The organism is Gynuella sp., assembly GCF_050297175.1.
GTDB lineage: Bacteria > Pseudomonadota > Gammaproteobacteria > Pseudomonadales > Natronospirillaceae > Gynuella.
On sequence record NZ_JBNKSF010000014.1, the window covers coordinates 108,681 to 128,705 of the forward strand.

The following is a 20,025-nucleotide window of genomic DNA, read 5'->3' on the forward strand; positions in this document are numbered from 1 at the left end:
GCCGGATTGGTAGTGATACTTTGCTTCAACCAACAGCAATCAGCTCGCGGTTGATTTTTGGCCTTACCCACATTTTCAGCAACACAACAAAAGCAACCATCCAGATGGTAACGAGCATAAGTGTTGTGAAAGATTGCAACGGATGCCGGGCAAATGTCAGCAACTGGAAACAATAGACCGCAGCGGCATATGCCACCGATGTGGTCCACCCTGCCACTACGAGTGTCCAGAGTTTGCCCCCTTCTTTTACCAGTGCCCCTATGGCAGCCGCACAAGGGGTATATAGGAGAATAAATACCAGATAAGCCAGCGCCCCTTGCCAACCTGCGAATAACTCAACCATTTTCGAATGACTCGGAGTATCGACAACCCCAGCCTCTGCCTGAGCCACATCAGTAAAACCCAGCGGATCAGTCACAGCGGTCACGATACCCAGCAGATTTGAACCCAGCAATGCTGCCGCTTCAGTAACATTAGTCAGCGGCGAAACAAACTCACTGGCATCCTCGGTTTCTCCCGAGTACAAAGCTTCCATGGTACCAACGACAGCCTCCTTGGCCAGAATACCGGTAAAAATCCCCACGGCAGCCGGCCAGTTATCCTCTCCCATTCCAATCGGCGTAAAAACCGGTGCAATCACCTGCCCGACTTCGGCCAGCGCAGAGGGGCGTCCCTCCTGTTGCTCAGAGCGCCATGACGGTACCGAGTTAAGAACGGTCAGTACAGCTGAAACCAATACGATGGTTTTGCCTGCCCGCATAACAAAGCCACGAATTTTATGCCAGCTGGAAATGCCCACATTACTCCAGCGTGGACGATGATAGTGCGGCATCTCCATAAACGAACTGGCACGAACATCCTTAAACAACTGTTTTCTGAATATCCATGCCGTTCCCACTGCCACAAGAATACCCAAGAGATAAAGAGCAAACACCAGTAGTTCAGCATTGTCACGAAAGAAAACAGAGACAAACATAGCGTAAACGGCCAACCTGGCGCCACAAGACATAAACGGAGCCATTGCCATGGTCAACATGCGCTGTCTGATATTGGTCAGGCTTCGAGTAGCCATGATCGAGGGGACATTACAACCAAACCCCAATAACAGTGGAATAAATGCCTGCCCCGGCAAACCAATTGCAGACATCATGCGATCCACGATAAAAGCAGCTCTGGCCATATAGCCACTGTCTTCCAGAATACTCAAACAAAGATACAGAAATCCAATAACCGGAATAAAGCCTGCAACCAGCTGTAACCCGCCTCCTAATCCTTTGGCAAAAACCGTAATCATCCAGTCCGGAGTACCCAGCACCATCAACCAATGACTGGGTAGTTCCACAAACCAATATCCGGCCAACATATCAATAGGATCGATAAACAATGATCCGATACCGATGGCCAGCGCAAACATTGTGTACATGGCAAACAAAAATATCGGAATGCCAAACCAGGGGTGCAATACGATGGAATCCACTTTTTCGGTGATGTTTTGTCCGCCTGAGGTATTTTTAATAACACCCGACAGCCAGTGAGAAACAGACTGCATTACAACGGGTTTGCCGATTTGTTTGACTTCCAGAGCCACATCAGCCAGATGTTTTTGCAATTCACTGGCAGAATAGCGATTGCCATCAATCACCGGAATACCCAGGTTAGCGGATAACTGCGCTACATCCGGCATCGATCCTATTTTTTCGGCCAAATCAGTCATCGTCAGCACAACGATCATAGGCCGTTGCATTCCCACCAGCTCAGCGGTGAGCTTCAAGTTACGCTTCAGGTTGGTGGCATCTACAACATTAACGATTACATCATAACTATCTTCAGTTAAAAACTTCCGTGCCAGCGCTTCGTCCATACCACCAGAATGATGCCCTAAACTATAGACTCCGGGCAGATCGGTCATGTCCACACGCCGCTCATTGGTGCTGAAAAAGCCGGTTTTACATTCGACCGTCACGCCGGTCCAGTTGCCCACTTTTTGCCGGGTCCCTGCAAGTTTATTGAACAGGGTGGTTTTACCAGTATTTGGATTTCCGACCAGTGTAATGCTCAAACTCATACAGCATGATCCTTACACTCCGACTCACATAGATGTACATGTTGAGCATCTGTGGAATGAATTGCTATAAGTGTCGACCCCACTTTGATTTGCATGGGATTCCCAAATGGAGCTTTCATCATTAACTGTACAGTTTCTCCTGGATCAAAGCCCAAACTAATCAGCTGTTCCTGAGTTTCACCGTGGGGGTGGGTTACCCGGTGAATTTTTGCGACATGTCCCTTTTGTAACTGTGATAACACCATAGACCGCCCCCTGACAAGATTGATAATGATTCTCAATGATAGAGATGAAATACTAGACTGTCATGATATAAATCAAAGACAAGCAATAAAGCAGCCAACCGACAGGACCAAAAATTACTGAGACATGCATCAAATTACCGGCAAATTTGCTTTGCCTGAATCCGCAACCTTGTAAAAGATGGCAATATTCAACTCCGAACAAGATTATCAGCATGACAACCAGGTTTACCGTAGGATTATCCTTGGCTGCAGCATCGTTAATACAAACAGGCTGTAACACCGAAAACAATGACGACTACCGCTGTCCGACATCCAATACCCAAGCCCGGGAATTGATTGGCAACTGGCGACAAAGCTGCAAAATTGTTGCCAATGACAAACTGACGACTGACACAACGTTACACTCAATAACGCGTGCGTCCGGCAGTACTGGAAATCCAGGCTCAATGGATGGCAAAGCTTATAAGACCGAGCTGAATTTCTCTGAAGATGGCACCCTTCAGGAAACCTACATCACTTACTCCACTACCGATTGCAACAGCAATACAATTTCCACCAAACAATCTTATTATTCCTGCTATGAAATCGGCAACGCCTTACTGACTAACAGCTCAGAGTCCGCTGTTGAGCTGAATATTGAGTCCGGAGAGAGTACTGAATACTCCATTTTTCAACTCGATAATGGCTCTCAGTCTCTGCGACTCGGATCAGCTGCAGCCAGCAGCTCCCTTGAAAAAGATGGCACAACCTCAGCACGCCGTTATGATGGTCTCGATAGCAATAGCTATGAAAGCACCCCTTAAGTAGTCACGATAGCTGGCTACCTCCCTTCATACGAATGTCATATTTCCGGGCCATGATGACCGAAAATAATTGACACCATGGAAACAAACAATGTCTATTTGCGCTAGAAACCGACACTTCATGCTGCAACAGCGCTTGCAGCAACGGCGAAGAGAATCTCAGGATATCAGCCTGTCAGAAACCCAAAAGACACATTCTGATACAGGTGCGGTAAGCAGGTATCTACCGGACTACATTCTATCTGCACGTCGAACAGAGACCCGTACCGATGAAACTTACCTTTCTGGGAACCGGTGACTCACAACAGGTTCCAGTATACGGCTGCGAGTGCAAAGCCTGTCAACGTGCTCGTTTAATATCCTCTTATATTCGTCGCCCTGCCTGCGCACTGATCCAACATGAGAACAATATGGTTCTGCTGGATGCAGGACTCACCGATTTAGGTCAGCGTTTTAGTCCTGGGGACCTCAATGCCATTCTTCTAACGCATTTCGATATGGATCATATACAGGGGCTCTTTCACTTGCGTCGCGGCATGAACGATATCATTCCAGTGTATTGCCCTTCTGATCCACAATCACCAAATGCATTGATTGCAGAACCAGGTATATTGGATTTTCAACCAAGCATTGAGTCCTTCAAGGTTTTCCAGGCAGGGATCCTTAATATTACGCCTCTTCCCCTGCAACATAACCGCCCGACCTACGGATACTGTGTTGAATCCCCGGCTCATCGAATAGCCTATCTGACCGATACCAGGGGCCTACCTGAACAGAGCCAAAAGTTCCTACAGCAGTGGCAACCGGAAGTACTGGTTATCGATTGTACTCACCCACCGGGTGTCGCGAGTCATCAGCACCATAACGATTTTGATGAAGTTATAGAGATCGTACGCGAAGTAAAACCGGAGACGACCTACCTCACCCATATCAGCCATACCATGGATTTATTTCTAATCGAACATTTCAAACGCCTGCCAATGCATATTCACGTTGCCGTGGATCAGCTGACCATTCGCCTCGAAAACCTGTCAGGCAACCTCCGCTCTAAACTCGGAACCTGAATAATTTTGTCGTCGGATATGACACAGTCTTAAGTATTGGGTTAATTGTTTGTTAAAAGCTGTTAATTCACCCCTGGCAACAGATACTATATCCAAACCCGGAGACTGGGCCGCTATCCTCGGCTCAGGCCAGGACCCATTTCCATATCAATAGGGAGCAATCTATGGCTGAGTTAACCTGCTTCAAAGCCTACGACATCCGTGGTGAACTCGGAAAAGAACTGAATGCCGATATTGCCTATCGTATCGGCCGCGCATACGCAGAATTCTTCAAACCCAAAACAATCGTGGTCGGCGGAGACATTCGCGCCACATCCGAGGAGCTGAAACTGGCGTTCGCAAACGGCATACGCGATTTTGGTGCAGATGTTATAGATATAGGCCTGTGCGGTACCGAGGAAATTTACTTTGCCACTTCTCATTTAAAAGTTGATGGCGGTTGTATGGTCACGGCCAGCCACAACCCCATTAACTACAACGGTATGAAGATGGTTAGGGAGGGTGCCCGTCCTATTTCAGCAGACACTGGCCTGAAACAAATCAAAACCTTGGCGGAGAAAAACCAGTTCAAGGACACCGGTAGTCGAGGAACTCTGACCAAACGGGATAATAGTGCCGCGTATATTGAACACTTGCTAAGTTATGTCGACCTTAAACAGCTTCAACCGATAAAGATCGTGGTAAATGCTGGTAATGGCGTTGCCGGACCAACTATCGACCGATTGGAGACAGCTTTCAAAGCAGCTGGTGCACCGATTGAGTTTATTAAGATCTTCAACGAACCCGATGGTACCTTCCCTAACGGCATTCCAAATCCTTTGTTACATGAACAACAACCGGTTACCGGCAACGCCGTTATTGAAAATCATGCCGACCTTGGAATTGCTTGGGATGGCGACTATGACCGCTGTTTCATGTGGGATTCCGAAGGTACTTTTATCGAAGGTTATTACATTGTAGGCCTATTGGCCGAAGCATTTCTGCAAACCAACCCCGGCAGCAAAATCGTTTATGATCCCAGATTGACCTGGAATACTGTCGATATCGTCAAAGCCAACAGCGGTGAACCCGTAATGTCCAAATCAGGCCATTCTTTCATTAAAGAAAAAATGCGTGCTGAAGATGCCATTTATGGTGGTGAAATGAGCGCTCACCATTACTTCCGGGACTTCTCCTATTGTGACTCCGGCATGATCCCATGGTTGCTGGTCATCGATTTGTTGTCACGCAAGAAAGTCAGCCTGACATCGCTGACCCAACAACGGCTGGCCACATACCCTTCTCCAGGGGAAATCAACAGTAAAGTGACAGATGCAGACGCTTCAATTGAAAGAGTCTATAACGCGTTTAAAGCAGATGCGATTGCAGAAGACCGAACCGATGGTATCTCACTGGAGTTCAAGGACTGGCGCTTCAATCTACGGAAATCCAATACCGAACCGGTTGTCAGACTCAATGTCGAAACCCGTGGCGACAAACAGTTGATGCAGGAAAAGACCGACGAACTATTGGCTCTGGTCCGGGCCTGATTCTACCCTTTCATTATCCGGCCGGTTATTGAGTAACCGGCCGTGGATTCGCTCCCACACCAAATAACAGATCGAAAGTTGGCCCCAGAATAACCGTATCGGTACAGCTAATAGGCTCAAGCTCCCCGGACTTAAGTTTTGGATAACGACGCAAAGACTCACCAAGCTGATACAAAGCCGTTTTAAGAGTGCTGGCGTACTGATCAATCATATATTGGTATTCACCACTACCTGATCGGGCAACCAGATCCGGATTAGGAATTCGATTGCGCTCAGCCATAAATCCCAGCGGAAAGACACTCCTATTGAAACAATTGGACTGAAGATGTTCCCGCTTCGCATACGCTTCCGCCCAACGACTTACCGCTTTGATACTCGAGTACACAAAATCCTTCGGAACTTTAGATTCCAGGGCCTTCCGATAGAGTCGACGTATGGACTCAGCCTTGCCATACAGCTCAGAAAGATCGGTTGCACTAAAGGGTTTTAACAATGCATTGGCAACATCTGAAGCAAAGTCATAACACTGCTGAGGAGAAAGTTTTGCAACCTGAGAGGTGCAAATATTCTTGACCAGATCTCGCTCCCTGACATTCTGAGTAACAATTGCAGATGCCAGTTCAGAAACGACCAGATCCGCATATTCATCTGTTTCGACAACACTGGCTACCATCTTGCTGAATTGCTTCCGACGTGCGCCAACCTTGTTCAGTTGAGCCTTCATAAGCTTTTTGGCTTCATCCAACGAATCAGGCAAGAATGCTTCATACCACTCATAGACCTGATCCAGCGAGGCTGTGGACTGATATATTTGCATATACTGGAGTTTCTGAGAAACCAGACGGGATACCAGTTCACTGGCAAATGCACGACCAATCTGCTGTCTGGCAATCTCTTCAACCTGGCACTGCTGGGCAGCCGCTTCGATTAGATCAGCAAACAGACGATCAGACAGCTCTGCACACTCCTGCATAACAAAACTATCTCCAAAAACAGCATTTTTATCTGGATTACAGTGTTGCTTACTCATCGACCACCCTGGACGGGACCATGCAGTCAAAGACAGGGAACAAACTTTGTACTGATCTGCTGTTTTCAGACTCTGAGCCAAACGTTCAACCTGAGCGGAAGACAGCTGGATATCTTTCAGCCTTGAAAGGATAGATTGATAGATTTCGATACTTTGAAAAGCACTCCGGCTCCCTGCCTGCAGTAGGTCAATCGTTGTTGCTGCACTCAATAATTCATTCTTTTTGGTAATCATAGCAACCTCAACCGTCATCTGGTAACCGGGTTCACTGGCTTCCCTATAGTTAAAAACGACAGGCAATGAAATAGAGTTATCACGATTGATGAATGATTGAAGAGCCAGAACATCTTGTTCCGAAGGAGTTGTACTATATAACTTGACGGCGAGCATATTTCGGGGATTGTAGGCTTTGGTTTTAACCGCAACCATACCATTGGCCCCCAATATTTTGTCTGGTTTAACAATATTCCCCTGGTGCCAAAGCTCGACCCGGACAAACCCCTTCTCAACGGACACCAGTTTTAGTTCAGCATTTGTAGAAGCCGCCCACGCAGGCAAAGCAATCACATATCCCAAGACAACACGGACAAGAAATTTTGCGAAAAAATTCAGGCGCCACCCCATCGTTACTGAAATCACTCTATGACGAATCAGCCTCTCTTAGAACTCATAATCAAAACACTGGAGAAGCCGGCTATATCGAACAAACCGACTAGTCTAAATTAAGTAGCAGCCCTTGCACTATGGTGATTGGATAAAATTGAGATCGATTCCCCAGTTTAACAGAACATAGAGAGACTAACGCTTTTCAAATGACAGATTCGAACTACCTGCAATAATTCCATTGTTGATATTGTTGTAATTCTTCATCAAAGACGCTGGCACCCATTACCAGCCTCTCCCTTTAAACAAGCATAGCATGAGACGATGTTATTAAAAGCCCGATGATCAAGCACACAACTGGTTAGAAAATCAACTGGCTATCGACTATTTCTCAGCAATGGCTCGAACGCAGAACTCAAAACAGCAGAATCAGTACAACCTGCAGCACTCAAACGCCCATCCCGAAGTTTAGGATACCTTTGCAGAGAAGACCATAACTGCTGAACGGCGCTTTCCATATTGTTTGACAGCATTTCGACCATGTACTTGTATTCTTCGCTGTTACGTTTTTCGATCAACTCAATATTGGGAATCCGATTGCGAACGATCATAAAACTGAGAGGAAACAGACTTTTGTTAAGGCAATTGGATTGTTCATATTGCGTACTAACATACTTCTGCACCCAATTTCTGACATTTGATAGACTAGATTCAATCATCTCTGCAGGTATCTTGCCTTTTAATGAACTCTTATATTGACGACGCATATACGCAGCGCTTTCATGCATCTCTGACAAATCCGCAAAACCAAACGGCTTAATGAGCCCTAGGGATATATCAGAGGCAAATTCGAAACATTTATCCTCACCAAGACCAGGCACCTGCTGTTTACATACCTCTGCCAGTCGAGCCCGCTCACGAAAATTATGGGTAACAGCAGCAACCACCAGCTCAGACACGACCAGATTACGATATGCCTCACTGATAACCACCTCGTCCTTAAAGTTCCGATGACTATTTTGTTTTATAGCCACCCTGTTCATTTCAAACTTCATAGCGCTCTTAACATCAGCAATCTGAGAGGGTGCAAACTGGTCATACCAGGATAAAACATCAGTCAGATCTGTGGTTGAGTGATAAAACTCAGAACTCGTCACCCAATGGGAGACAAATTGATTCACCAGATCCTCAGCAACACTATTACCCACTTGTCGACGTGCGATATCGTCAATCTCACATTGCTTTGTTGCTCTCGCTAACAAATCTGAAAAAATCCGATCCGATAGCTCAACACACCCCTCGTCCATATCATTGTCTCCTGATGGAGCCCCCTCACCGACCGAGCAGTGCTGTTTACTTATCCTCCAATTAGGTTTTATTCGGGCAGTCAAAGCCAGTTTACAAACTTCCAGCTCACCGGCTTTTTCAAGGTTTTCAGCCAGCATTTGTACCTGTTCTGGCGATAACAACATATCCTTCAAATGGTCTAACAAGGCATGATATTCATCAGGACTGGAGAAAGCGTTGACGCTGCTGGTCTTATGTAAATCAATAATCACAGATTCGGATAAAGCTACCGATGTTTTTGTCGTTACATCTACAGTGATAAAGAATGCATATCCAGGCTCAGTTGCAGTCAGGTAGTCAAACTCAAAAGGAATTCTGATAGTGCCGTCCTCAACGATATACTGCTGCAAATGTTTGAGATAAGGCTTCATGGGGTCCAAACTATACTGTCTGGACACTCTAGTATTACGCTGGTTGTAAACACGGGTCTGTATAGTTATCTGCCCCTGTTTACCAAGTACTTTTTGTGGTTTGACAGTTTTGTCATTGCTGATAAACCGAATTTCGATATTACCACCATTAACACTGGCAACTTTCATCTCTATCGACTTGGGCGAAAAAAAAGTAAACGCATTTGCCTGACCGGGAAACCATATTAGGACACACATAACCATTAAATAGGAATAGAGTTTCTGTACTACCATACCTGCACCTATACAAACTAATTTCAAAACTACCCTTTCTGCACCTTTGACCCAAAATCTGTCACATGTTCTCACCAACATCCATCAATATCTGCTAATGCACGGCAAAAAAGGGCTTACAAAACAACCTCCTGTAGCAGAAGCCAGCTGAAAATAACAAACTTCTAACGGCGAAACCAAAGGTTAGTTAACATCATCGAGAACGGAAAAAACAAATGATTACCTCCTCAAATAAATAAGGATATAACCAGAATAATTTAACAAAGAGAAGCAAATACAGAAAGAACGCCTGCCCGGGGGGGCTTCCTAAAACACAGAAGGCATCTGAGAATGGCACTTTAGTACCTTCTACTATCTTCCAAGCAAAGGAGGCAAGGTTATAAAATAATCAGATATTTCTAAATCGCACCCCAGTGGAACAAAACTCTAAAAATGCCTCAATGTCACATAATAAATTAAAGACATACATTTCAGCACTGGAAAAAGAACCTTCAGTGTTAATCGAAGATTGAATCGGACGGCAAAAAGCCATTTTTTTGAAACAGCTTTTCAAAAACCGGATTGGAGGACAAATCAGAGCAATAAAGTCAAAATAGAAAAAGAACTTTCATGGAAAGATAACATGAGAACAGCAACGACAATGACATTAGCATCCTTGCCTGATACTCATCCTTAAAGATAACAATCTATCAGGTAAAGAGATTATCCAGAAGCTTCAAACTGGTTTTACCTTTAGCAGTCAAACGATATCCAATGACACAAGGCCTTAAACCTTTAACCAGAACCGGTTTTTTAAGGTTATAGCGCTTAACCATTCCAGTATCGACCAATTTGGTGAGTTCTTTACGAATTGCCTTATCATCTTTTCCTGGAGGACATAGATCCTTCACAAGACAATCATCCTTCTGATCCTCTTTCTCCTTGGCCTGCAGTAAAATGTATAACACAACCTGATTTATCAATTTGATCTTTGACAATGCGGGTGGATTCACCTTCTGCAAGCTATTCCACAACTGAGACTCTGTTTTTAATTTTGCCATAATCTACCTTCCTTTAAATTGAATTTATCCTACTATCTATTTTGATTATTATTATGTACAACCCCGATAACATCATATCTCAACATCCGGGATAGTAAATGGAGATCACAACCCTCTGAATGAAAACTTGCCGTCAATTAGTAGTAGTTTTCATAAAATGAATCACAATCTCCAAACCAACTACAACATAGAACATGAATTCTATAAGTCTACAGACAAACTACACATAAAATAGTCAATAACAGCATATTACACAAAAGCCAATAATGTAAATTGCTTTCCAGGAAAGATCCTAAAAAGCTGACTAGACTTATCTTGCTAACAATACTTTTTTCCGCTATTAAAAGGTGTTTTACCCTACATTAACCGGTTCAGCACAACTTTCTATTTCAGACTATCCCTTTTTTTGAAAATATTTCAATTGTCATCAAGCAAGGCAAATATGCATTATTAATTAGCAAGTAAAGGGCTAAAACGATACAGGATTCCCTTTATCCAATTTTGATAGAATAAAAATATATTTTTATATAAAAAATAGCTCTTTTAGGAAAATCAAAGCAACCGATATATACCCCCAGAACAATTTGGTATACCACGAGCTTTTAGTATAAATAAGTTACCTTGAACAATTAGAATATCTGGCATCAGCAAAGATCTTTTACTGATAGTGCTTTTGGGACACACATGACACCAAAGCAGGAAAATTGATGTCATACCAGAGAAGGAAAATCTTTGTGTTTTACTATTGCGGACAAAACCACTCGAGCCGAAAGGTCTTTTTCCCGTACTACCTCAATAGGAATATATCAGGTAGCCGAATCAGGAGAGCTTTAAATGGGATGATTTACAGATGTGGCCTAGCCATACTGTTGATGACATGATCATTGAGAAAAGCCAATGCTAGTGCTATTTCATCACTTATCATGGTTTGGAAATATAGTGATCAGGAAACCAGACACTCGCCATCTGGTACTTTTTTGTTGAAAAATACCCAAAGAAAATATTTATAAGAGAAGAGAACAAAAAAGGTGCAAATAGGCATTTCAAGCCGGGACCAGAAACAGCTTCCTCTCTACTTCAGAGAATGCTTTACCCAAAATATCCCGCTATCTTTACTATCGACCAAAAAAAACCGCTCTATGCGGATTTTAAAGTGGCGGTGAGGGAGGGATTTGAACCCTCGATACGTTGCCGTATACACACTTTCCAGGCGTGCTCCTTCGACCACTCGGACACCTCACCATCAAACAATCAGGAAACTACAAAGCACCCTGAATTTGAGGCGAGTAATCTATATGACTCAGAGAGGAAACGCAACTCGTTTTTATCTATTTCTTAATAAAAACAGCAACTTATCTTTATTCTTGTCGGTCAAGACCTGGAAATCAGTCTATTTCAGCACGAACCTAACCCGCAACACGCGATCATGTCTATTGCCCCCCTCCGTCTTAAAGGATCCCGTCACACAACCACACGTCACCAACCATCCAGAAGATGGAAGCTCTTAGTTGTCAATTTCAAACATTTGTACAAATGTTGAACGACAGTCTCCTATTTCCGGAACTTTGGGGTGCTTCCCAATGCTGCGAATTTGTAATCAAGCTACTTGATTTCATCCGACAGACCTTGCTTTCTTATCGGAGCCTTTCAGTATTTACTTTCCTAAACAATAAACACTTACACTTCACCACAGTTGAAATAACTTATTCAATTTAGAGGCACTTTGAAATTTTTATCCCACCATGTCCGTCCATTGATCACTACACACTCATCAGGACCGCTATAGTGGTTTAGCAGGTGTGGATATTTGTTACAAGGACAGACATGAAACAAGGCAAACACCATCGACAAGTCAATTGGGAAGGCGTGCCCCTATTCTGCACGTCAATGTTCAAGATACTCGACCTAACGTGCCACCGATACATGCTGGAGAGGATGTCTAAAGCCGCACTCGCAGCACTGCTTGAAAATTAACAGCTTCTTAATGACATCAAGCTAAACAGACATCTACCGTACAGCTGCTGCCAATAAGTACAGAATAGATCGATAGGGTATCCCTGCATGACGCGCTAATCCGCACTCACAAGTCATACTGGTTGAATAACCCTCGACACAGCCATTGATCTGCTGTTGCAAATCAGCCAGTGCCGCCTGATTTAGTTCTGGAACCACAAAACCCTTATCTCCGGCAAAACCACAGCATTCAATACCCTCAGGAACACAAACATCAGCAGCACACAACTTCGCTAACTCAACAGCAGCACTCAACAACCCCATGCGCCGGGTACTACAGGTGACATGAAGCGCGACTTTCCGATCCAGTGGCTGAATAGACAATACTGGCAATAGATATTCCAGCGCAAACTCAAAAGGTTCATACAACCGAAACTCGGTCTGGTCAAAAAATTTTAACGCGCAGGGCGATGTGTCCATCAAAATGGGTATTTTACCGTTATCACTGATTTCCATCAGCTGCTGATAAGCCTGCAGCCGTTTTTGTTCGGCTATATCGAGAAAGCCCTTCGACTCAAATGGCTGACCACAGCACAATGCGGGGTCACTGAGTACCCGGACATTTATTTCAGCCTGTTGGCACAGTTTCAGTATCAGCTCCGGCAATGGTAACGATGAATCATGTCGGGAAGGCGACAGATTACGACTGATGCAGGATGGCCAGTATACGACATCCTGTCTTGCAGATATGATTTCAGGTGGACTGATCAGCTTTGTATTCTTTCTGGCTAACGGCACTTCCCGCACCCACAATGGCGTCCGACTTCCCGACATCCGATGGACGGATGATGAAATTTTCTCCAACGCCTCTTCCCCAATTACCCGACTACCCGCTTCAGTGATCTTCAAAACCCCTCTTGTCACAGCCGCAGCGGCAGCAAAGTGATCCGCCACCATAACGGCAACAGGCTTCCAACGCCGATTTTGTCGCTGTCTGAGTTTTCGAATAAGGTCTCCAGTATTGATGGAAACCGGGCATTTCTGCGCACAGAGCCCGGTTGCAGCGCAAGTATCAACACCAGCATATTGATAGATCTTGGATACCTCGGCCAAACGTTGCACCTGGCCATTAGCCTTCAGTTCACAGATATGCCGGTACAACGTTATGCGTTGTCTCGGTGTCAGCGTCAGATGTCGGGATGGGCATACCGGTTCACAAAATCCGCACTCAATACATCGATCCACCAAAGTATCGGCCGCAGGCATCTTTTTCAGGTTTTGAACGTGAACAGAGGAATCATTGTTGAGGACAACCCCAGGATTGAGTATTCCTTCTGGATCCAAAATACGTTTTATCCGAGTCATAAGGGCATATGCATCCTTACCCCACTCCAACTCCACATAAGGTGCCATATTTCGACCGGTTCCATGCTCAGCCTTTAACGACCCCTGATAATCAACTGCCACTAACCGACAGACATCATCCATAAAACGTTCGTAACGATTAACTTCTTCTGAGGTCTCGAAGGATTGAGTGAAAACAAAGTGGAGATTTCCGGCCAGGGCATGACCAAAAATGATGGCTTCGTTGTAGTGATATTGATCGAATAACTGCTGAAGAGCATGAACTCCTTCTGCCAGCCGTTCCAGGGGAAATGCAACATCTTCAATAATAACGGTGGTGCCGGCCGGACGTACAGCACCGACGGCTGGAAACAGACCTTTGCGGATATCCCAGTAAGTCTTAATAACGTCGGCATCCTGACTGAACACAGCTTCTGCCAACAATTCGAAGCCGGATAATACTGAAGAAACCTGCTCAATATTTTGCTTTAGAGCCTGGGCATCGACACCACGAATATCAATCAACAATGCACAACACTCATCGTTTTGCAGGTCCAATTGAAAACCCAAACGACTCAATCCGGGCTTATCGGCAACCGCTTTCAGACTTCTGTTGTCCATTAACTCCATTGCATCAACAGGCAATGCTTTTGACGCAAGAACAGCGTTACAGGCAGTTTCAATATCCGGAAAAATGACCAGCGCACTGGCTTTGTTAGCATGATCCGGCACCGTGTGATAACTGACTTCGGAGATAAACCCTAAGGTACCTTCAGAACCAACAATAAGATGAGTCAGAATGTCGACAGGATCTATGAAATCAACCAGTGCGTTAATGCTGTAACCGGTAGTGTTCTTAAGTCGGTATTTGTGCTCGATTCTGCTCTTTAATTCAGGGTTTTGTCTGACCTGCTCCGATAACGTCGATAGCTCGGCCAATAATGTTGCATGGGATAACCGAAAGCTGTCTACACTGTCGCGATCACGGGTATCCAACAGGGTACCATCAGCTAAAATAACTCTGATTCCATGAAGGGTATGATAAGTATTATGAGCCGTACCACAGCACATCCCACTTGAGTTATTAGCAACGATGCCGCCGATTTTACAGGTATCGATAGATGCGGGGTCAGGACCGATTTTTCGACCAAAAGGTTTCAGTTGCCGATTTGCATCTGCTCCGATGACACCCGGTTGTAGATGTACTATTTGTCCTTGCAGATCAACCTGAATCCGATCCCAGCTACGATCCAGCATCAATAACACACTGCTGGAAACCGCTTGACCCGAAAGACTCGTCCCTGCTGCGCGAAAAGTAATGGCAACAGCCGATTCATTTGCTGCCTGCAAAACCTCAATCACCTGCTGCTCTGAAGTAGCAATCAGAATAAGCTCAGGTATCAACCGATAAAAGCTGGCATCTGTTGAATAAGCGTAGCGATAGGTATATTCCTGGATTATGTTTTCTGGTTTAAAGTGCTGGCTGATCACAGACAGAAATTGTGACCATGCGCGAGAAGAAGAGGATTCCATTATGTATTCAACCGTACAATGTCGTCTTTGCCAGTGAATATGAACCCATCAATTATTACAAGAACTGAAATCCATTTCTCTGGCTGAAGCAGGAAACACCCTTCAGGTGGTCAGACTGTTTGACGATGATCTGAATATTTACCCCAGGAAGCCGATTTGCGCATATCTTTCATACAGGCTTCTATCTGAAAATCACCAAAATCGGAGTGAAACGGCACCACGACTACTCGGTGCGGCAAAACATGGTGGTACTCACTTTGTTCCAGAAAAATCTCCGGTCTGGAGAGTTCGAACCCAAAACCTTTGTCCCAGAGAATCTTTTTGGTAGCCCCCGTCACCATGTTGGTAATCTCTCCAACCAAGTCAGCCACTCCTTCATCGATCACCGTAAGAGTTTCCTGCAGCATGACCGATCCAATTTTTAATATTGCAGGTTCAGAAAAATGGATAGCAATTGTGCAGACAGCCTGCTCCCCTTCCATACGGATAAAACCAGTGACAGCCGCCTGATGAACCTCCTGCTTAAGAAAAGGTTTCTGCGGAACCGCCCTGAAATCAGCCATAGTTTCTAATACGTCACATAGGGACTGAACAAATGGATTTATGTATTCAACCTGCATGGATATCTTTTTCGACTCAACCGGGACACCTTTATTTTAGACTACCTTTGACGAACACAATTGTAAGCTTTTGCATATGCAGAAAAACCTGTATTTCAGCCTAGAAACGGTATGACAAGAACGAAATAACGAATTGATTTACCAAGAAAAATGAATATGAGACTCAACGCAAAGTTGAGCCGGTGAAAGCCTGCAGCGAGAACAAGTGGATCACCAATCACAGGAACCCAGCTAAACAGCAATATAAACATGCCATATTTTTGAACCCATTGACCAGAGCGCTGATGGACCGCTGCAAATTTTAACGAATACCCTCTACGCAAGAGATCCCCTACCACGAAAGAGGTAACGGATCCCAGCGTATTGCCTAATGTAACGGAAACCCAGGCTGGCAGGATTTCCACTCCTTTCGTCAAAAAACCAAGCAACAAAATCTCTGAGTTCCCAGGCAGTAGTGTTGCTGACAGGAAACCACTTGAGAATAAAACCCAAAGATCTGCATCAACCATCATGAACCATTAATTCATCCTCGAGCTCTTTACGATATTGTTTTTCATACAACTCAAAATACCGTCCCCTATGAGCAAGCAGCTCAACATGATTACCCTGTTCAAGCAACTCGCCATTTTCGATATACAGGATACAATCCGCCTCACGAATCGTTGACAGGCGATGAGCAATGATGAAGCTGGTCCGATTTTTAAGCACTGCTTTCAGCCCCTGCTGAAGAACATATTCTGTCTGGGTATCAACCGAGGAGGTCGCCTCATCCATTATCAGAATCTGTGGGTCACCAATCACCGCACGGGCAAACGATATTAACTGCTTCTGTCCGGTGGACAGATTGTTGCCCCCCTCACCGACTTCCGTATCATAACCATGCTCAAGAGCCATAATCAGATCATGAGCATTGACCAACCTCGCAGCTTCCTCTACCTCCGCATCTGTGGCATCAAGTTTTCCATAACGGATATTTGATCGTATCGTGCCACTGAACAAAAAGGGCGTCTGCATGACAATTCCCAGGTTGGATTGCAACCACGCCAGGCTTCTTTCGCGATAATCAACACCATTGATCAGAATCTGTCCGGACACAGGTTCATAAAACCGACACATCAGATTCACAATCGTAGATTTACCACTCCCCGTTGGGCCGACCAAAGCGATGGACTTCCCTGCCAGTGTCTTAAAGTTAAACTGTTTCAACACTGGCTCACTGGTTTTATAGGAAAAAACGACATCTTGAAAACAAATGTCATGTATGTCGCTATCGCCACCATCCGGCGTTTCTGAATCCTGGCAAGCAGCCACTTTTCTCAACACAGCTTCTGAGTCATAAATCTGAGGTTTGACTGCCAACAGTCCTAACACTCTCTCCGCACAAGCAGTAGTACGCTGAAGGTCTGTCAGCGTCTGTGCCAACTGCAACAATGGATCACTGAGGGTGCGCGAATAAGAAATAAACGCCACCAGTGTTCCAACCGTTATAACACCGACAAGAACAGAAGCACCCCCAAACCAGATAGCAAATCCGGTAGCAACACTGATCAACAACGTCACCAAAGGATAATACGCTGCCGACAGCAACAGGTTATTAGTGGAAAGTCGCTTCATCAGCACCGAATCTGTTTTAAATTCTTCAAGATTCTCCTGTTCCCGCACTAAGACCCGACTGGTTTGAACTCCAGCGATTCCCTCATTGTAAACTGCTGTGAGACGGGAGTTGGTTTGTCGAACCAATCTTGAGCTTTTAAGAATCCGAAAACTGAAAAAGACCGACACAACAGCCAGAACCGGCAAAACCGATAGCAGGATAAACGCAAGTCGATAGTTCAGGATAAACAATACACCAAAGATACCGATGATAAATGGTACACTCCAAAACAAATCCAAGGTTCCCCAAGCGATCAACCGCGCAATTCTGGCACAATCAGAAGTTACCCTCGCAACCAACCAGCCAACAGCATTCTGGTCAAAAAAGGAAAACGACAGCTGTTGTAAGTGCTCAAATGTACGGCGCCGGAGTTCATACATTAGCCGATTGGACAATGTTCCCGCCAAAAGAATAAATGCCCGAATACAGAACACAAAGACCAAAGTCAGCACTGCAAAAGAAATCGCATAGGGAAGCAGATTTGCCTGATTGCCATGCATGGAAATTTCATCCACCACATACTTTGTTACCAAGGTAAAAGATGCCTCTGTCGCAGCAGTTACCAACGCCAACACTATAACTGCGTGAAAAAGTTTCTTCTGCTGACCATAGAAGATACCGAGCAACTCTTTCCAGACACCCTTATCAAATCGTTGAATCTTATTTTGCTGGTGCATAGTCCTGTCCTTCTTTGGTATAGGCTTTCGTATCCTGATCGAAGTCATGTTTCTGACCGCTCTGGATATCCCATAACTGCCGATAAAAACCCGATTCAGACAACAAACTGTCGTGAGTCCCCTGCTGTGTCAAACGACCATTTTGCAGCACCAGGATAACATCAGCCTGCTGGCAGACACTGATACGATGAGTAATAATCAAACGGGTCTGTTGATGACGGTTAACCATCAGAGATTTCAAAATCCGTCGCTCTGTTACGCTGTCAACTGCACTCAACGTATCGTCCAGAATTAATATTGGCGATTCTTTGAGCAGTGTTCTCGACAGCGTGACTCGCTGCCGCTGACCACCGGACAAACTGACTCCTCGTTCACCAACCACGGTTTCATACCCATGCTCAAAATCTTCAATCGTATGGTGGACAGATGCTCGCATAGCTGAGTCATAAACACGCCCATCAGATGCAGCGCGATCACTCAACCGGATATTTTCTTTAAGCGAACGACTAAACAAAAACGGTTCTTGCAGCAATACTCCAACCTGGTGACGTAATTGCCTGCGGTCTAAACGGTTCAGCTCAATCCCATCTATTTGAATAGACCCTTGCTGATAATCATGTATACGCAACAACACTTGAACCAACATGGATTTACCGGCTCCTGTAGGTCCAACAATAGCGACCGTTTGCCCATGAAAGATCTCAAAACTGATATCATTGAGCACAGGGAAATCAGGATCAAACGCAAAAGAAACGTTCTTAAAGCAAATATTGCCCCTCAGGCGTTCTGGCATCGGAAGGGGATCAACAGTCTCCACCTCCTCAGATTCATCCAAAACTTCCTGTATACGGGATATCGCAATGACCGCTTTACCAGCTTCACTTAACTCCTTACCCAGTTCGCGAATAGGCCATATGATCATGCTGGTATACGTTAAGAAAGCAAAGAAGGTTCCCAGCGTAATCATGTCGATACTGACCAGCCATGCCCCTACAATCAATACCGCACCCGTCTGAAGGAAACAAAGCAGATCAGAAGTAGACCAGAATCGGGACAGCAAGCGCATCAGCTCTATATTGAGATCGTAGTATTTGCGATTTTTCGCCTCAAATTTGTCAATCTCAAACTGCTGCCTTGCAAATGCACGAACTACACGTATTCCCGTTAAGTTTTCCTGAACAATGGTGGTCAATTCACCCTCAGCTTCATCAACTTTTAGAAACTGTTGTTTAACGCGACCAAAGAAATGTATCGCAAATAAAAACACCACGGGCAATAGCATCAGAGATAACAGAGTCATCCAGGCACTTTGCAGCAACATCAGCGGTAAAACGACTAACAATAGTATGATCGCCCGACCGATATTCATTACCTGCATGGTCAAAAATTCTTTCAGTGTATCGATATCGGAAGTACAACGTTGAAGAATGTCACCACTATCCGCCTTGGCATAAAAATCATGGGGTAAGAGGTGTAAATGGAAATACAAACGATTTCGTAACTGCTCTACCGTCGATTCACATGCATTAACGGCGAGTTTGTCTTTGAAAAACATGAACAGGCCACTAATCAAAGTGACTAGCACAATTGCCAGACCCGCTATCCATAGGTTTTCCGACAGGTAATCAGCACCACCGGCTATTTGAATAAGCCATTGAGAAAGGTCATCCCGAACAACTCTATCAGCACTGATAACTCTATCGATGACCAGCTTCCCGATAGTTGGTACCAGAAATAAGAATAGACTGGCGATTGCCAGACACAAAGCAGCCGCAAAATAATGCCACTTTTTGCGTTTAATGATGTTGAATAACAAGAAATTTTGACTCGTCATTACTTTGTTCCTTGAAGTTTGTACGAGCCTTAAATGAAAA

The 20,025-nt window shown here is 44.8% G+C and carries 13 protein-coding genes and 1 tRNA gene; 3 read left to right on the plus strand and 11 right to left on the minus strand.

From position 1 onward, the window contains the following. Nucleotides 1-25: 25 nt before the first annotated feature. Both feoB and ACQY6I_RS05420 read right to left on the minus strand, forming a co-directional pair. Nucleotides 26-2,065, minus strand: coding sequence for a ferrous iron transport protein B (feoB, locus tag ACQY6I_RS05415; RefSeq protein WP_428240448.1), 2,040 nt, complete (start codon nucleotides 2,063-2,065; stop codon nucleotides 26-28). Continuing rightward, complete coding sequence (locus ACQY6I_RS05420) at nucleotides 2,062-2,310, minus strand: FeoA family protein (RefSeq protein ID WP_428240449.1); 249 nt, start codon at nucleotides 2,308-2,310, stop codon at nucleotides 2,062-2,064. Before ACQY6I_RS05420 ends, feoB begins: the two co-directional genes overlap by 4 nt. A gap of 212 nt (nucleotides 2,311-2,522) precedes the next feature. Between ACQY6I_RS05420 and ACQY6I_RS05425 the strand changes: the two genes are divergently transcribed. The 3 genes from ACQY6I_RS05425 (at nucleotide 2,523) to ACQY6I_RS05435 (ending at nucleotide 5,706) form a co-directional block, all read left to right on the plus strand. Continuing rightward, entirely contained in the window at nucleotides 2,523-3,113 is a 591-nt protein-coding gene (locus tag ACQY6I_RS05425; protein ID WP_428240450.1) for a hypothetical protein, read from the plus strand. 269 nt (nucleotides 3,114-3,382) lie between these two features. Then, a complete protein-coding gene (gene phnP / locus ACQY6I_RS05430) occupies nucleotides 3,383-4,177 on the plus strand; it encodes a phosphonate metabolism protein PhnP (protein WP_428240451.1) in 795 nt (264 codons plus the stop codon). Between the two features lie 164 nt (nucleotides 4,178-4,341). After that, complete coding sequence (locus tag ACQY6I_RS05435) at nucleotides 4,342-5,706, plus strand: phosphomannomutase CpsG (RefSeq protein ID WP_428240452.1); 1,365 nt, start codon at nucleotides 4,342-4,344, stop codon at nucleotides 5,704-5,706. A 25-nt stretch (nucleotides 5,707-5,731) separates the two neighbouring features. Here ACQY6I_RS05435 and ACQY6I_RS05440 read toward each other — a convergent pair whose 3' ends face one another. From ACQY6I_RS05440 to ACQY6I_RS05480, 9 genes are all read right to left on the minus strand, one after another. After that, nucleotides 5,732-7,294: a hypothetical protein gene (locus ACQY6I_RS05440; protein WP_428240453.1), complete on the minus strand. Its 1,563-nt coding sequence runs from the start codon at nucleotides 7,292-7,294 to the stop codon at nucleotides 5,732-5,734. Nucleotides 7,295-7,716: 422 nt separating this feature from the next. Then, complete coding sequence (locus tag ACQY6I_RS05445) at nucleotides 7,717-9,330, minus strand: hypothetical protein (protein ID WP_428240454.1); 1,614 nt, start codon at nucleotides 9,328-9,330, stop codon at nucleotides 7,717-7,719. Between the two features lie 689 nt (nucleotides 9,331-10,019). Continuing rightward, a complete protein-coding gene (locus ACQY6I_RS05450; protein ID WP_044618083.1) occupies nucleotides 10,020-10,370 on the minus strand; it encodes a hypothetical protein in 351 nt (116 codons plus the stop codon). 1,154 nt (nucleotides 10,371-11,524) lie between these two features. Next, nucleotides 11,525-11,612 (minus strand) — tRNA-Ser (locus ACQY6I_RS05455). A 765-nt stretch (nucleotides 11,613-12,377) separates the two neighbouring features. Beyond that, the gene (locus ACQY6I_RS05460) at nucleotides 12,378-15,200 is read right to left on the minus strand and encodes an FAD-binding and (Fe-S)-binding domain-containing protein (RefSeq protein ID WP_428240455.1); all 2,823 of its coding nucleotides are present in this window, start codon (nucleotides 15,198-15,200) and stop codon (nucleotides 12,378-12,380) included. A 110-nt stretch (nucleotides 15,201-15,310) separates the two neighbouring features. Beyond that, nucleotides 15,311-15,763 (minus strand): chemotaxis protein CheX, encoded by a 453-nt coding sequence (locus tag ACQY6I_RS05465; RefSeq protein ID WP_428240456.1) that lies wholly within the window; start codon nucleotides 15,761-15,763, stop codon nucleotides 15,311-15,313. Nucleotides 15,764-15,915: 152 nt separating this feature from the next. Next, the gene (locus ACQY6I_RS05470; protein WP_428240457.1) at nucleotides 15,916-16,332 is read right to left on the minus strand and encodes a YqaA family protein; all 417 of its coding nucleotides are present in this window, start codon (nucleotides 16,330-16,332) and stop codon (nucleotides 15,916-15,918) included. Further along, entirely contained in the window at nucleotides 16,322-18,151 is a 1,830-nt protein-coding gene (locus tag ACQY6I_RS05475) for an ABC transporter ATP-binding protein (RefSeq protein ID WP_428240458.1), read from the minus strand. The genes ACQY6I_RS05470 and ACQY6I_RS05475 overlap by 11 nt, the downstream gene beginning before the upstream one ends. After that, entirely contained in the window at nucleotides 18,135-19,985 is a 1,851-nt protein-coding gene (locus ACQY6I_RS05480) for an ABC transporter ATP-binding protein (RefSeq protein ID WP_428240459.1), read from the minus strand. Before ACQY6I_RS05480 ends, ACQY6I_RS05475 begins: the two co-directional genes overlap by 17 nt. Nucleotides 19,986-20,025: the final 40 nt, after the last annotated feature.